The organism is Dactylosporangium sp. NPDC005555, from assembly GCF_040605635.1.
Classification (GTDB): Bacteria; Actinomycetota; Actinomycetes; order Mycobacteriales; family Micromonosporaceae; genus Dactylosporangium.
The window spans coordinates 534,191-549,875 of sequence record NZ_JBEXDG010000001.1; the positions used below are offsets into that span (position 1 = coordinate 534,191).

Consider the following 15,685-nt stretch of genomic DNA (forward strand, 5'->3'; position numbering starts at 1 on the left):
TCGATGAAGATCCCGATGGTGCGCTAACCGGCGATCGTGAACTCCCAGGGGTAGGCGTTGTAGGAGTTCGTCGTGATGCCGAACTGGGTGCTGCTCTGGTAGGAGTCGGTGCCCTTCTGGATCTGGATGATGACCTTGCCGCCGTCCTCCAGGCTGAAGTATCCGGCGTGCACGGCGGCCGTGCAGACCGACGAGTCGGTGGTGTAGGGACCAGCGCCCCAGACCTGGCCGGGCTTGCCGTTCTTCGGGCACGTGTACCTGACGAGTTTGCCCTCGTAGCCGACGTACTCCTCGGCGTCGCTGCTCCAGTCGCTTTCGTCGCGGTCGACGTCGACCTGGGCCGGCGCATCGGTGCTGCCCCCGTCGCCGCTGCCGTCACCAGAGCCGTCACCGTTGCCGCCGTCGGTCTGGCCCGTGGTCTGGCCGCCCTGGCCGCTGGTGTCGGTCTTGTCGTCGCCGAGCTTGGTGATGCCGTAGATGCCGAGGCCGACGACCAGGAGCAGGACCACGGCGGCCGCCGCGAGGACCCCGGTGCGCCGTGGCCCGCCGGACGCCGGTGCGGCCGCGGGGGTGTCCTGGCGCACCGCCGGGGGCCCGCTCTGCGGTGCCATCGCCGGGGTGCTCGACGACGCGGATCCATAGGTCGCGGGCACGGAGGCGCGGCCGGGCCGGGGCGACTGCGGGGCGGCCGGGGACTGCTGCGCCGGACCGGGCGGCTGCTGCCCGGGGAACTGCTGCGCCGGGGAATGCGGGGCCGCCGGAGCGTGCGGCGGCGCGGCGTAGCCCGACGGCGGGGTGTAGCCGGGGTCCTGCCCGAACTGCACCGACGGCTGCCCGGAGACCGGTGCGGCGGTGAACCCCGGCGAGACCTGCGACGCCGGCATCGGCGCACCCGACACGGGGACGCTCGCGGAGCCGGTGACGGGCGGGGCCGAGGTCGGGTATGCCGCCGGCGGCGACGACGTCGGGAAGGCCGCGGGCGGGGAGGAGGTCGGGGCCGCCGGCGCCGCGCCGGACGGGGTGAAGGGGATCGGCGGGGACGAGGTCGGGAACGCGGCGCCGGACACGGGCGCCCCGGAGACCGGGCCCACCGCCTGGCCGGCCGGTCCGGGCTGGCTGGGTGCGCCGAGGCTGCCCTGCGCCACCACCATCTCGGGCTGCTCGACCGCGGTCGGGGCCTTGCCGAGGGCCTGGTGCAGCAGGGTCGCGACGAGGGGGATCCGGCTGCCGCCGCCGACGAGGAACACGCCGGCGATGTCGGCCGGGGTCAGCCGGGCCGCGGCGATGGCGGCCCGGGTCGCGGTGACGGTGGCGGCCAGGATCGGGCGGGCCAGCTGCTCGAACTGGTCGCGGCCGAGGGGGACGTCCTCGTCGTACATCGGGATGTGGATCATCGTCGACGAGGTGCGGGACAGCATCTCCTTGGCGGCCCGGACGTCGTCCCAGAGCAGCCGGTTGGCGCGGCGTTCGGCGCTGGTCGTGGGGTGGACGAGCCGGTTCCACGACTGGGGGTCCCGGGAGGACTGGCTGGCGCCGAGGTAGCCGACGATCGCCGCGTCGATGTCGAGACCGCCGCTGGTGCTGAGCCCTTCCGCGGCGAGGACCTCGAACGTGCCGGGACCGTGCCGGACCACGGACGCGTCGAACGTGCCGGCGCCCAGGTCGTAGACGACGAAGGCCGAACCGGGGCGGACGTCGGTGCCTTCGAGGGTGCGGAACACCTCCGCCGCGGCGACGGGCTCGGGCACGAGGTTGACGGTGCCGAGGCCGGCCCGCTCGGCGGCGGCGAGCAGCACCCCGCGGCGGGTGTGCGCCCAGGCGGCCGGGCAGGTGATGGTCACCTGGCCGATCGGGCCGCCGGCGACCCGCCTGGCCTCGCCGTTGACGCGGGCGAGCACGGCCGCGAACAGCTCGACGGTCGGCACCTCGGCCTCGCCGAGCAGGACGGCGGGCTCGTCGATGCGTCGTTTGGGGTTGGGTTCGAACCGCTCGGGGCTGACCCGGGCGGCGTGCATCGCGTCGCGCCCCACGAGCAGGCCCGCCGCTTGATCGGCATAGACCGATGAGGGCAGGGTCGGCGAACCGTCGAAGAGCAGCGGCCGGACGTGGCCGTCAGGCCAGGCCAGCACCGCTGCGGTGTTCGAGGTGCCGAAGTCGATGCCAAGCCGGTAACCTCGAGCGTCCACAGCGCCAATATACGGACCGCACACCACTGCGCGATCCTCTCAACGGATCGGCGCGCTCAATCGACCAGTCGGAGCGCCTGCTGTCGACCGGCCGGAGCGCTGTCAGTCGACGAGCCGGAGCGCGACCGTCGGCGCGTCGAGCAGGACCGATGCCGGCTCGGAGCCGACGACCGTCTGCAGGCGGTGATCGCCCACGATGAGTTCGACGCCGGTGTACAGCTCCACGGAGTCCCACCCGGTCAGCTCGTACGACTTCCGGTAGATCCGCTCGGTCTCCTCCTTGATGTCGGGGGCCGAACGCTTCCAGATCAGGGTGCCGTTTTCACTCGTGTCGGTGACGACGGGCCGGCCGTCGCGGACCTCGAGCTTCACGTGCTCCTTGGCGATCCAGGCGGCCGCGGCCTCGTGCAGCCACTGGCCGACGGCGATGTCGTCGGGGTCGGCGGGGTCGCGGCCGACCACCACGGGACGGTCGACGCCGACGACGAACCGCCGCCGCGCGAGGTCCTCGACGACGACCGACACCGCGAACGCGGACGGCCGGGGACCGATGTCCTTGACGGCCTCACCGTGCCGAGGGCAGGCCGGGACGCCGGCGCGCATCCGCGGGACCGGCTGGCCGATGCGGCGGAAGCGGCCGAACGCGGGGCACTCGGGCTCGGCGCAGCGCCACTCGCGGGCCATCAGGGCCGCGCCGACGCCACTGGGCTCCGCACGGGTGAACCTGCGGCGCATCACGCGGGTGCGCCCGGCCCGCTGCGAACCGCGGGCGGTGAACGTCTGCACCCCGTCGGGCCGCCCGCCCCGCTCCTGCGCGGCGGAAGTCGCGGCACCGGCCGAGCCGGCGGCGGGCTTGGCGGGCCGCGGCGACGGTTTGACGGCCGTCGCGTCCTCCACCTTGTCCGCCGAATCCGGAATTTCGGAGCCGTCCGCAGGCTCAGGGGCCGAGGCAGCAGCGTCCGGCGCTCCGGCAGTGGAGGTCTCCGCGGCGGGGGTTCCGTCGGCCGGGGAAGCGCCCGCCCCCTGGTCGGCGGGAGCGGTGGGAGCGGCGGGTTCCGCGGCGGCGGTCTCGGTGCCGGCCGGCTCGAGCGGGATGATCGGCAGGGTCGCGGTGCCCTTCACGACCAGGCGTTCCTTGCCGTCTTTCGGCGGGACCGGCTCGGCGGCGGGGGTCAGCACGGCGCCGCCCGCGCGGGGGGTCAGGCGCAGGACCCGCTCGGGGCTGTCGACGAGCCACGGGAAGCGGGCGGCGAACTGCGCCTGGTCCCTGACCACGATCAGCGGCAGGCCGGTGAAGTCGGCGATCTCGACTGGCCGGTCGGCGACGACGGGCGTGACCTCGATGAGGCCGTCGTCGGCCCACCGGCCGAGCACCATGCGCTCCTTCGACGTGAGCGCCGCTTCCGACAGGGCCTCACGGCCGACCACGGGATAGAGCATCGCTCCGGCGTCGATGAGGTACCGGCTGAGCGCGTCGACCACCATGCCGAGGCGCAGCAGGTTGATGGGGCGGCCGCCGTCGAGGGCCACGAACCGGGCGACGTCGGCCAGGTCGACCACAGCCTGGGCGAGCGTGACGTCGGTCGTCAGCCGTTGCTCGATGGTGTCCATGACCCGGCTGACTTCAAAGCGCACGGCCTCTCCCATCCCTCGACCCGGACACCATAGGGCATCACCGAGATCAGACTTGTGTACCAGTCGGGAAGGTTGCACGCCATAAGCAACGAAAAGGTTCAGCCACTACTTTTTCTTGCTCTTGCCTTTCCCTTTGCCGTTCTTCGGGCCTCCCTGATCTTCAGCGGCGGGAGGCGCCGCGACACCAGGCTTCTTGACCCCGGTCGCGGCGGTCCCGGTCGTCGGGGCGGCCGGATCGGTGGCGGGGGCGACGGGGTCGGTGGCCGGGTCGGTGGCCGGGCCGGACGGCTGCGGGTCGGACGTGACGGGTGCCGAGGCGGGGGTCCAGGCGGCGACCGGCTCGCGGACCTGCGCGGCGGCCCCCGCGGCGCCCAGCCCGACGAACAGCACGGCCGCCGCGGCGACGGACGCCCGCCGCTTGGCCGACCCACCGACCGTGACCTCCCGCAGCCGGGCCGCCCCACCGGCGGCGGCCTCCAGCACCCGGGGCATGGCGGCGGCCTTCCGAAGCCGGGGCACGGCGAACAACTGCCTGGTCGGCGTCGGGGCGCCCAGCAGCGTGGCCAGATCCGCGGCGGCGGGACGGTTGCCGGGCGCCTTCGCCAGGCAGCGCCGCAGCGCGTCGGCCACCGCCGCGGGCAGGTGCAGGCCGGCGGGCAGCGGCGCCGGCGGCAGCTTGCGGTGCGCGTGCAGCATCTCCTCGGTCGTGGTCGCGGGCCACGGCAGGGCGCCGGCGAGCATCCGGTACAGGACGAGGCCGAGCGCGTACACGTCCGTGGCGGACGACGGCGGGATGCCCCGGATGCGCTCCGGCGCGAGGTACGCGGGCGTGCCGACGACCTCCCCGTCCTCGGCGCCGGCGAGCGCGCTGACGCCGAAGTCGACGAGCTTGGCACCGCCGCCGGTGAGCATGACGTTGGCGGGTTTGACGTCGTGGTGGACGAGGCCGCGGGCGTGCACGGCGGCGAGGGCGGAGGCGAGCTGCGCCGCGATCCGCAGCGATTCGGTGACGCCGAGCGGCCCGCCGGTGCGCAGCAGCCGCTCCTCGAGCGATGAACCCTCGACGAGCTCCATGACGACGAAGGGCGCGCCGTCGCCGGTGTGGCCGAAGTCGTACACGGCGGCGATGTGCGGATGGCTGAGCAGCGCGGCGGCGCGGGCCTCGCCCTGGATCCGGCGGCGGGACCGCGGGTCGGCGGCGGCCGCGAGGTGCTTGACGGCGACGGGGCGCCCCAGCACCTCGTCGTGGGCGCGCCAGACGACGGACATGCCGCCCACGCCGAGTTGCTCGATCAGCCGGTAACGCTCCACGTCATACAGATGCCCCGATGAGCGGAAACGACACGTGTTGATCGGGGGCGGCCTCGGCGCCGAGGGTGTGCAGGAGCGCGAGGACCGGTTCGATCTTCTCGTACAGCAGCAGCACGACGTCCCCGGGTTGCGCCATGGCCAGGGCGGCGGGGACGGCCTCGTCGACGGTGCGGACCACGGTGCAGGTCGTCGACGGTGCGGTGGCGGTCAGCTCGTCGTGCAGGAGCGACGGGACCTCGCCGGGTGCCCGGCCGCGGCGGTCGCTGTCCTCGTAGATCACGACCCGGCCGAAGCGGGCGCCGACCTCGCGGGCGGACTCGCGGAGCAGGTCGTCGCGGCGGTCGCCGGGCAGCGTGACGGCGGCGACGGCGTGCTCGGCGCCCCAGAGCCGTTCGACGAGGTCGGCGATGGCGCTGATGGCGGCGGGGTTGTGCGCGTAGTCGACGAGGACGTCGATGCCGCCGACGTGCAGCAGCATGCCGCGGCCGGGGTTGTCGGTGAAGCTGCGGAGGCGTTCGGCGACCCGGGCGGTAGCGACGCCGAGGACCCGGGCGGCGGCGGTCGCGGCGAGCGCGTTGGCGACGAGGTGCCGGGCGGCGCCGCCGAAACCGCCGCCGAGCTCGCCGACGGCGAGGATCGGGATCCAGCGGCGGTCGGCGAGCTCGACGAGCCAGCCGTCCGCCAGGAGGTACGCGCGGCCGCCGGTGTCCCAGTGCCGCCGGATCAGCGGGTTGCGCGGGTCGAGGCCGCACCAGATGATCTCGCGGCCGGCGAAGCGTCCATCGGGGTAGGCGGCGAGGCCGCGGCTACGCGGGTCGTCGGCGTTGAGGACGACGGCGCCGCCCTCGCGGACGCGTTCGCCGATGAGGCATTTGAGGTCGACGAGGTCCTCGATGCTCTCGATGCCGTCCTGGCCGAGGTGGTCGCTGGCGAGATTGGTGATCACGCCGACGTCGCTCCAGTCGTAGCCGAGGCCCTGGCGGAGCATGCCGCCGCGGGCGGTCTCGAGCACGGCGGCGTCGACGGTGGGGTCGCTGAGCACGACGCGGGCGGAGCGCGGCCCGGTGGCGTCGGCGCGCTGGACGAGCCGGCCGCCGATGGCGATGCCGTCGGTCGTGGTGACGCCGACGCGCAGGCCGGCGCCGTCGAGCAGGTGCGCGGTGAGCCGGGCGACGGTGGTCTTGCCGTTGGTGCCGGTGATGGCGACGATCGGGATTCTCGCCGGTGAACCGGCCGGGTACAGCGCGTCCACGACCGCGGCGCCGACGTCGCGGGCGGTGCCGTCGCTGGGGTCGAGGTGCATCCGGAGCCCGGGCGCGGCGTTGACCTCGATGACGCCGCTGCCGGACAGGGTGCCGGTCGGTGGCAGCGGCGCGGCGATCGACGGCAGGCGCAGGTCGAGCCCGGCGATGTCGAGCCCGACGATCGCGGCGACCCGCCGGCACAGGTCGGCGACGGACGGGTGGACGTGCTCGGTGACGTCGACGCTGGTGCCGCCGGTGGAGAGGTTGGCGTTCTCGCGCAGCCGCACGACCTGCCCGGCGGCGGGGACCGAGCCGGCGTCGAGGCCCTGCTTGCGCAGCAGGGTGCGGGCGACGTCGTCGATGGTGAGCCGGGTCAGCGCCCGGGTGTGGCCGTCGCCGCGGCGCGGGTCCTCGTTGGCGCGGGCGATGAGCCCGGCGACGTCGGTGGCGCCGTCGCCGACGACGTGTGCGGCGATCCGTTCGGCGGCGGCGACGACCTGCCCGCCGACGGTGAGGACGCGGTAGTCGCGGCCGGTCAGTTCGCGTTCGACGACGGCGTCGTCGCCGTCGGCGGTGGCGGCCTCGTAGGCGGCGCGCAGCGCGTCGGGGGTGTCGACGCCGAGGAACACGTGCATCCCCTGCCGCCCCTGCCGGGGCTTGACGACGACGGGCGGGCCGAGCTCGGCGAACAGGTCCAGGGCCTCGGCCAGGGACGTCGCGGCGCCGCCGCTGGGGACGGGGACGCCCACCTCGTCGAGCAGTCGCCGGGTGAGCTCCTTGTCGGAGGCGATGTCGACGCCGATCGCGGAGGTCTGGTCGGTGAGCGCGGCCCACACCAGCCGGCGGTGCCGTCCGTAGCCGAGGCGCAGCAGGCTGAGCTCGCCGACCCGCTCGACGGGGATGCCGCGGGCGCGGGCGGCGTCGGCGATGGCGGCGGTGCTCGGCCCGCTCTTCTCACGCTCGTACGTGCGGCGCAGCGCTTCCAGCCCGGGCTCGACCCGGACGGGTTCGTCGTGCAGCGCCGCCAGTACACCCGCGATCGCCAATGACAACAGGCCCTCGGCGAGACCGGAGTCCGCCGGCTCGTCGACGGGGCATTCGGTGATGACGTCGTATTCGCCGGGCACGCCGGTGCCTTCGGTGCGGCCGAAGTTGATCTCGCGGCCGATGCGCTGGGAGAGCTCGATCGCGACGTGTTCGGCGGTGTGGCCGAAGTAGGTGCCGCCGTGCAGCCGCTTGACGAAGCCGCCGGGCTCGCCGAACGCGCAGTGGTGCTCGGCGAGGCCGGGGAACGCGGCCAGGAGCCGCTCGGTGAAGTCCGGGTAGTCGCTGCTCTCGCGTTCGGTCAGTCCGTCGAGCAGGACCCGGGTGACCTGGACGGGGCGCGCGAGATAGCGGTTGGGGCCACGCAGGCGCCGGCTGCTCTCAATACGCATGATCTGGATCCGATCTCTTGATGGCCGCCCGCTCGGTGAGGTTGAACCGCCAGCCCGCCGGGAGCACGTGCAGCTGAGCCCCGCAGAGGGCGATCGGCTCGCCGACGTCGGACAGGGTGGCGCTGATCGTGTGGGCCTGCCCCGCGTCGATGACGGTGACGGTGCCGGCGCCGAGGACCTCGAACACGTCGCCGTCGACGAGGATCGCGGTGTTCTCGTCGATGCCGAGACCGAGCTCGTGCGGGAACATCGCGATGGCGCTGAGCAGCCGGTTGAGGCGGCCGCGCTGGGCGAAGTGCATGTCGATCAGCACGCCGGGCAGGAACTCCATGCCGGGACCGGTGCGGACGCTGTCCGTGGACACCGACGCGATGCTCCCGCCCAGGATCATCGTGCTGGACATCATGGCGGCGCCGGCGCTCGTGCCGGCGAGGATCATGCCCTCGGCGAGCCGGGCGTGCAGCGCGGTGTCGACCTTGGACCCGCCGACCACGGTGGTGATCCGCAACTGGTCACCGCCGGTGAAGAAGACGCCGGTGGCGCGCTCGATCGCGGAGACGGCGCGCAGGCCGTTGCTGTCCTCGCGGTCCTCGAGGCGCAGCGGGGTGACGCGACCCGCGCCGAGGCGGTGGAAGACCTCGGCGTATTCCTTCTCGCGCTGCTCAGGGCACTCGCTGGCGGTCGCGATCACCACGAGGTGCGCCGCGGGGCCGCCGGCGAGCAGCACGAACCGTTCGAGGATGGCGTCATCACCGGGGTCGTGGCTCTCCGCGCCACCGATGACGAGCAGCTTTCCCGGCATCCCACCTCCACACTTCCCTCATCTTGCGGTTCGTCGCGCGGCCGGGCGTTGCTTATTGACCAGGGTCTACGTACAGTCAGTGCATCACAACTCTATGAAACGTTTTAATGAAACGTTTCATCCCTTTGACAGGAGCACCGCCATGCGCCTGAAGAGACGCCGCGCGGGCGCCACCGCGCTCGTCCTGCTCGCCGCACTCCTCGCCGCACCGTCGTCACCGGCCGCGGCCGCCACGCCCGTCAGCCTCTCCGGGGCGCACTGGGTCTGGTATCCGGAGGGGTCCCCCGCCACCAGCGCACCCGCCGCCTACCGCTACTTCCGCAAGACCTTCACCGTCGCCGCCGGCGCGGTCTCCGAGGCGCAGCTCGTCGTCACCGGCGACGACACCGTCGACGTGTGGCTCAACGGCAAGCCCGTCGCCGCCTCCCCCCGGGTCACCGACTCGTGGAAGAGCGCCGTCTATGTCGATCTGCAGTCTTCCCTGGTCAGCGGCACCAACACCCTCGCCATCGCGGCGCGCAACAGCACCGCCGGGCCGGCCGGCATGATCGGCAAGGTGCACGTCGTCACCGCCGGCGGCACCACCGACCTCGTCACCGACGGCAGCTGGAAGGCGTTCCAGACCGTGCCGACCGGCTGGGAGCAGCCCGGCTTCGGCGACGGCGGCTGGCCCGCCGCGGCCGACCTCGGCGCCTACGGCATCGGCCCGTGGAACGCCGACGTCGTCGCGCCCGACCCCGGCGCGCCCTCGCCGCTCGCCGTCGCCAGCGGCACCGTCGAGCACCGGCCCAACCCGCTGGGCGTCGACGCGGCCAAGCCGCGCTTCGGCTGGAAGCTCACCTCGACCGCGCAGCAGCAGCGGCAGGCCGCCTACGAGCTGTCCGTCGACGGCGTCTGGAACAGCGGCCGGGTCCCGTCCGGCCAGCAGATCGACATCGTCTACAACGGCCCGGCCCTGCAGTCGATGCAGCGCTACACGTGGAAGGTCCGCGTCTGGGACACCCAGGGCCGGGTCAGCGCGTGGAGCCCCACCTGGTCGTTCGAGACCGGCCTGCGGACCCCGGCGACCGAGTGGACCGGTGACTTCATCGGCCAGACCGCCGTCACCGCCGACCTGTCCGGCGCCACCTGGATCTGGTACCCGGAGGGCGACCCCGCCGCCGGTGTGCCGGCCGCGACCCGGTACTTCCGGCGCACGTTCACCCTCGGCTCCGTCCCGGCCGCGGCGACCCTGGTCGTCACCGGCGACGACACCGCCGACGTGTGGGTCAACGGCGTCCAGGTCAGCACGTCGCCGCGGGTGTACCAGTCGTGGCAGCAGGCGACCGCGGTCGACATCCGCAGCCGGCTCGTCGCCGGTGCCAACACCATCGCCATCTCCTCGGAGAACACCACGCAGTCCCCGGCCGGCATGATCGCCAAGGTGACCGGCTTCAGTCTGGTGACCGACACGTCGTGGAAGTCCTCCACCACGGCACCCGCCGGCTGGCAGCAGACCGGCTTCAACGACAGCTCCTGGCCCGCGGCCCGCGCCGTCACCACCTACGGCACCGGCCCCTGGGGCGCGAACGTGTCGATCGCGAAGGCCGCGCCGCTGCTGCGCAAGGGCTTCACGGTGAGCAAGCCGGTCGCCTCGGCGCGGCTGCTGACCACCGCGCTCGGCCTGCACGAGACCCGCCTCAACGGCGCCCGCGTCGGCACCGACGTCCTCGCCCCCGGCTGGACCGACTACAACAAGCGCGTCCAGTACAAGGTGTACGACGTCACCGGCCAGATCCGCCAGGGTGCGAACGCGCTCGGCGCCTGGCTGGGCAACGGCTGGTACTCGGGCAGCCTCGGCTTCGCGGGCAGCCAGAAGTACGGCACGCAGCCGTGGTACTCCGCGCAGCTCGTCGTCACCTACACGGACGGCACCTCCTCCACGGTGCGCACAGACAGCACCTGGAAGGTCACCAGCGGGCCGATCCGCGCCGACGACCTGTACCACGGCGAAACCTACGACGCCCGTCTCGCTGTCGCGAACTGGGACGGCTTCGGCTTCGACGACAGCTCCTGGGCCCCGGTGGCCGTCCGCTCAGGCGCCAAGCCGAACCTGGTCTCGCAGGTCGACAACGGCGTGAGCGTGCAGCAGCAGTTCCGGCCCGTCGCCGTCACCCAGCCCTCGCCGGGCGTGTGGATCTTCGACATGGGGCAGAACTTCACCGGCTGGAACCGGATCTCCGTCACCGGCCCCGCCGGCACCACCGTCCAGATCCGGCACGCCGAGGTGCTCACCGGCGGTCAGCTCTACACGACCAACCTTCGCGCCGCCCAGGCCACGGATCGCTTCACCCTCGCCGGCACCGGCGGCGCGGAGGTCTACGAGCCGCGCTTCACGGTGCACGGGTACCGCTACGTCGAGCTGACCGGGCTGCCCGCCGGCTTCACCCCGACCGCGGACACCGTCACCGGCCGCGCCGCATGGACGTCGGGCGCCCAGCTCGGCACCCTCACCACCTCGAACGCCCTGGTCAACCAGCTCCAGCACAACATCCTGTGGGGCGAGCGCTCCAACATGCTGTCGATCCCGACCGACTGCCCGCAACGCGACGAGCGGCTCGGCTGGACCGGCGACATCGCGATCTTCGCACCCACGTCCACCTTCAACGTCGACGTCCAGGGCTTCCTCGACAAGTTCGCCGACGACCTGGTCGACGCCCAGCGCTCCGACGGCGCCTTCACCGACGTCGCACCTGCCGTCTGCTGCGGCGCCGGCACCGCCGGCTGGGGTGACGCGGGCGTCATCGTCCCCTACACCCTCTGGCAGCGCCACGGCGACATCCGCGTCGTCGACGAGCACTTCGACGCGATGGCCCGCTGGGTCGACTACCTGCGCGCCACCTCGGGCAGCGACCTGATCCGCAACCAGCCCACGTACGGGGACTGGCTCAACGTCAACGACAACACCGCGCAGGACGTCATATCGACGGCGTTCTTCGCCTGGTCGGCCCGCCTGGTGTCGCGGATGGCCGCCGCCACCGGCCGCACCGCGCAGGCCGCCTCCTACGGCACCCTCGCCGACCAGGTCGGGGCGGCCTTCACGGCCCGCTTCGTGGCCGCCGACGGGACCGTGTCCGGCAACACCCAGACCGGCTACGTCCTGGCCCTGGCCTTCGGTCTCGTGCCGTCCTCCCGGACGTCTCAGCTCGCCGACAGGCTGGTCGCCAAGGTCGCCTCCACGGGCGGCCACCTGTCCGTCGGCTTCCTCGGCGTCGAGAACCTCCTGCCGGTCCTCGCCGACACGGGCCACGCGGACACGGCGTACCAGATCCTGCTCCAGCCCGGCTACCCCGGCTGGGGTTACATGAACAGCCGCGGCGCCACCACCATCTGGGAGCGCTGGGACGGCATCCGCACCGACGGCTCCTTCCAGGACCCGGGGATGAACTCCTTCAACCACTACGGCCTCGGCTCCGTCGGCGACTTCCTGTACCGCCAGATCGGCGGCCTGGGCCCGGCCTCCCCGGGCTACGCGTCGCTGCTCGTCGCCCCGCAGCCCGGTGGCGGCCTGACCTCGGCGAAGTCCTCGTACGAGACCCCGTACGGCCTGGCGGTCAGCGACTGGTCGATCTCGGCCGGCGCCCTGACCCTGCGGGTGACGGTCCCGGCCGGCGCCTCGGCGACGGTGAAGGTCCCGACCTCGCAGCCCGGCTCGATCCTGGCACCCGGCCAGGCCGTGCCGTCCGGCTCGGGCACATACCTGCTCCCGGCCGGCTCGTACACCTTCACCGCCCCGGTGTAGTTCTCACTGTTCGATACGGGCCCGGTCGCATTTCGCTCTTCGCGGCCGGGCCCGCCGCTTGTTGCTTGACCGGCAGGACCCGCCGCTGACTGCTTTGACCGGCAGCCCGCCGCTGGTTGCTCGACCTGGAGCGGTCAACGTCCTCCGCGCAGGTAGGCGCGGAACGACAGCGGGACGAAGATCACCAGCAGCGCGGCCGACCAGAGCAGGACGGCGGTCACCGGGTGCGCGAGTGGCCAGGCCACGGCTCCGGACGGGGCGCCCGGGTTGCCGAACAGGTCCCGTAAGGCGGCGGTGAGCGCGCTCACCGGGTTCCAGTCCGCCAGGAAGCGCAGCCAGCCGGGCATGCCGCCGGTCGGGACGAACGCGTTCGACAGCATCGTGAACGGCAGGCCCAGGGGCACCAACGCGTCGGCGACCTGGTCGTTCCGCACCGCCAGGCCCACGTATACGCCCACCCAGCTCAGGGCGTACCGCAGCACGACGATCAGCACGAACGCCTGGGCCGTGGGGATCAGGCCGCGGTGCGGCTGCCAGCCCACCAGCAGGCCCGCGCCCACCATGACGGCCAGCATCAGCAGGCCGATCAGCAGGTCGGCGCCGGTCTGCCCGAACGGCACCGCCAGGCGCGCCATCGGCATGGAGCGGAACCGGTCCATCACCCCACGGGCGGCGTCGCCGGCCATCCGCGTCATGACCCCCGACCAGGCGATGAAGGTCACCATCGTGAACAGGCCGGGCATGAGGTACTCGCGGTAGTCGCCACCGTCCGGCACCTGGATCGCGCTGCCGAAGACGTACCCGAACAGCACCACCATGATGACCGGGAAGACCAGCGCGGCGACGATCTGCCCGGGCTCCTGCCGCAGCCGTCCCAGCTCGCGACCGACGAGGGTCAGCCCGTCGGTGAGCGTCCAGCCCAGGCGACGCAGCGGTGAGGTGACGGCGGTCATCGGACGGGCTCCTCGCGGTCGGTGACGCGGTCGGTGAGGCGGTCGGTGAGGCGTAGGAACACCTCGTCGAGGGTGGGGCGGCGCAGCCGCAGGTCGGCTGCGGCGACCCCGGCGTGGTCGAACCCGCGCACGATGTCGGCGAGCCGGAGGCCGCCGGCGGGCAGGACGACGCTGAGCCCGTCGACGCCCGTCTGCGTGGGGTCGGTGCCGGCGAGGGTGCTCAGGACGGTCATCGCCGCGGGCATCGCGGCGGGGTTCTCGACGGTGACGTCGAGGCGGTCCCCGATCGTGGCCTTCAGCTCGTCGGGCGTGCCGGTGGCGATCACCCGCCCGTGGTCGATGACGGCGATGTCGTCGGCCAGATGGTCGGCTTCGTCCAGATACTGCGTGGTGAGCAGCACCGTGGTGCCCTCGGCCACCAGCTCGCGGACGCTGTCCCAGATCTCGCCGCGGCTGCGCGGGTCCAGGCCGGTGGTGGGCTCGTCCAGGAAGAGCACCTCGGGGCGCAGGATGAGACTGGTGATCAGGTCGAGCCGGCGGCGCATGCCGCCGGAGTAGCCGGCGACCGGGCGGTCGGCGGCGTCCATCAGGCCGAAGCGGTCGAGCAGCTCGTCGGCCCGCCGGTGCGCCTGGCGGCGGGGCAGGTGGTAGAGGCGCCCGAACATGCGCAGGTTGCCGCGCCCGGTGAGCTTCTCGTCCACGGCGGCGGACTGGCCCGCGAGCCCGATCCGCTCACGCACTTTGCCGGCCTCGCGGACGACGTCGTATCCGGCGATGCGGGCGTGCCCGGCGTCGGGATCGGACAGGGTCGCCAGGATGCGCACCGCGGTCGTCTTCCCGGCGCCGTTCGGCCCGAGCACGCCGCAGACCGTCCCTCTCGGGACGCTCAGGTCCAGGCCTCGGAGCGCACGGGTGCCGCCGAAGGACTTGTGCAGCCCCTCGGCGACCACGATCGGATCCGTCATGATCCCTCCACTGGGTACGTTGTACGCGGTCATGCTAGGAGACTGGGTACCATGTACGCAACCAGGAGGGTGGAACGGTGGCCGACGCCGAGTACGTGAACATCTGGATGCGACCCGAGCGCCCGGCCTACGGGCCGAAGCCGGCCTACAGCCGCGCGCAGATCACCGAGGCGGCGATCCGGATCGCCGACGCCGAGGGGCTGGAGGCCGCCACCATGCGGCGGATCGCCGCCGCGATCGGCGCCGGCGCGATGTCCCTCTACCGGTACGTCCCGAGCCGCGACAACCTGGTCGAGCTCATGGCCGACCGGCTGATGGGCGAGATCGACGTCACGGGCATGCCCTCGGGCGACTGGCGCGCGGACCTGACGCGCTACGCCGACGGACTGCGGGCCATGTGGCTGAGGCACCCGTGGATCGCCGCCGTGCAGCGGTCACTGCCCAGTTTCGGCCCCAACCAACTGCTCTTGATCGAGCGGCTGATGGGAGTGCTCGACGCCTTCGTCTCCATCGACGAGAACCTCGGCCTGGTGGCCATGCTGAGCAGCTACACCGAGGGCACCGTCCGCGAGGAGATCAGCTCGGCCAGGGAGTTCCGCCGCAGCGGGCTCAGCGAGTCGGAGTGGATGGCGCGAAGCCACCAGCATGTCGACCAGCTGGTGAAAAGCGGCGAATACCCGATCTTCACCAAGATCGTGATGGAGGCGCGCCAGCCGCACCTGAGTCGCGACGACCAGTTCCGGCACGGGCTCCGGCGCGTCCTCGACTGCATCGCCGCGGCCCTCCCGTCAACGGCCGGCTCCCCGATGCCGGCCCACCGGGATGGGCGGCAAGCGCAGGACGGACCGTCCGGAAAGGCACCGAGAGCGACCCAGCACGGGTGACGCCCGAGGCGCGCGGGTCGCGTGGTTGCGGTGACCGCGCCGCCCCCTGAGCCGCCGTCCTGGCGCGCAGGAGGGGGTCACGTCCGCCTCGGTGGCGTGCACATCGGGCGTGCGGCGGGTTGGTGGGTAGGGCGCACGCGGATTCTGGGTCGGGCGACCGGGCGCTGGTGTCGTCTGCGCCGCTTCGGCGGGGTTCTTCATGATCCGGAAGAGTTTGTGCTGCTCTGGCGCAATGCCGGTGAGTTAAGGATTTGCGTCGAGGGTTGTCGATGCCGCGTGGCGGCTTGCGCAGCAACGAAGCTCCCGTTACACATGCTGTCGACCAAGATCAGTACGTGTGTGGGGAGCTTCGTTGTTGGTGCATTGTGACATCGATCAGCCGTGGCCGGAGCTTCCGGCCGGCGGCATGCTGCACGATCTTGTCGCGGCCGGTCCGCTCAGCAACGTCGGCGTCCCGTCCGGCCTGGCTGCGCACATACTGACCCGCG

The 15,685-nt window shown here is 72.9% G+C and carries 9 protein-coding genes; 2 read left to right on the forward strand and 7 right to left on the reverse strand.

Going from position 1 to position 15,685, the window contains the following annotated elements:
- Window positions 1-23: 23 nt before the first annotated feature.
- The 5 genes from ABZS58_RS02575 to ABZS58_RS02595 all read right to left on the reverse strand — a co-directional run bounded on the left by ABZS58_RS02575 (window position 24) and on the right by ABZS58_RS02595 (window position 8,614).
- On the reverse strand, window positions 24-2,186 hold the full coding sequence (locus tag ABZS58_RS02575; protein WP_354776744.1) for an Hsp70 family protein: 2,163 nt from the start codon (window positions 2,184-2,186) through the stop codon (window positions 24-26).
- A 102-nt stretch (window positions 2,187-2,288) separates the two neighbouring features.
- Complete coding sequence (locus ABZS58_RS02580; RefSeq protein WP_354776746.1) at window positions 2,289-3,821, reverse strand: hypothetical protein; 1,533 nt, start codon at window positions 3,819-3,821, stop codon at window positions 2,289-2,291.
- Between the two features lie 105 nt (window positions 3,822-3,926).
- Window positions 3,927-5,132: a serine/threonine-protein kinase gene (locus ABZS58_RS02585; RefSeq protein ID WP_354776748.1), complete on the reverse strand. Its 1,206-nt coding sequence runs from the start codon at window positions 5,130-5,132 to the stop codon at window positions 3,927-3,929.
- Between the two features lies 1 nt (window position 5,133).
- The gene (cphA, locus tag ABZS58_RS02590; RefSeq protein WP_354776750.1) at window positions 5,134-7,812 is read right to left on the reverse strand and encodes a cyanophycin synthetase; all 2,679 of its coding nucleotides are present in this window, start codon (window positions 7,810-7,812) and stop codon (window positions 5,134-5,136) included.
- Entirely contained in the window at window positions 7,802-8,614 is an 813-nt protein-coding gene (locus tag ABZS58_RS02595; protein ID WP_354776752.1) for a cyanophycinase, read from the reverse strand. The genes cphA and ABZS58_RS02595 overlap by 11 nt, the downstream gene beginning before the upstream one ends.
- Window positions 8,615-8,756: 142 nt before the next feature.
- Between ABZS58_RS02595 and ABZS58_RS02600 the strand changes: the two genes are divergently transcribed.
- Window positions 8,757-12,395: a family 78 glycoside hydrolase catalytic domain gene (locus ABZS58_RS02600; RefSeq protein ID WP_354776754.1), complete on the forward strand. Its 3,639-nt coding sequence runs from the start codon at window positions 8,757-8,759 to the stop codon at window positions 12,393-12,395.
- A 134-nt stretch (window positions 12,396-12,529) separates the two neighbouring features.
- Here ABZS58_RS02600 and ABZS58_RS02605 read toward each other — a convergent pair whose 3' ends face one another.
- Entirely contained in the window at window positions 12,530-13,348 is an 819-nt protein-coding gene (locus ABZS58_RS02605) for an ABC transporter permease (protein WP_354776756.1), read from the reverse strand.
- A complete protein-coding gene (locus ABZS58_RS02610) occupies window positions 13,345-14,313 on the reverse strand; it encodes an ATP-binding cassette domain-containing protein (protein ID WP_354776758.1) in 969 nt (322 codons plus the stop codon). The genes ABZS58_RS02605 and ABZS58_RS02610 overlap by 4 nt, the downstream gene beginning before the upstream one ends.
- A gap of 77 nt (window positions 14,314-14,390) precedes the next feature.
- Here ABZS58_RS02610 and ABZS58_RS02615 point away from each other — a divergent pair, with 77 nt between their 5' ends.
- Window positions 14,391-15,197 carry a TetR/AcrR family transcriptional regulator C-terminal domain-containing protein gene (locus ABZS58_RS02615; protein WP_354776760.1) on the forward strand — a complete coding sequence of 269 codons (807 nt, stop codon included), beginning with the start codon at window positions 14,391-14,393 and terminating at the stop codon, window positions 15,195-15,197.
- Window positions 15,198-15,685 lie beyond the last annotated feature (488 nt).

Coding starts and splice junctions, on each gene's coding strand:
- cphA (WP_354776750.1), bottom strand. CDS start 7,812: ATGCGTATTGAGAGCAGCCGGCGCCTGCGTGGCCCCAACCGCTATCTC.
- ABZS58_RS02595 (WP_354776752.1), bottom strand. CDS start 8,614: ATGCCGGGAAAGCTGCTCGTCATCGGTGGCGCGGAGAGCCACGACCCC.
- ABZS58_RS02600 (WP_354776754.1), top strand. CDS start 8,757: ATGCGCCTGAAGAGACGCCGCGCGGGCGCCACCGCGCTCGTCCTGCTC.
- ABZS58_RS02605 (WP_354776756.1), bottom strand. CDS start 13,348: ATGACCGCCGTCACCTCACCGCTGCGTCGCCTGGGCTGGACGCTCACC.
- ABZS58_RS02610 (WP_354776758.1), bottom strand. CDS start 14,313: ATGACGGATCCGATCGTGGTCGCCGAGGGGCTGCACAAGTCCTTCGGC.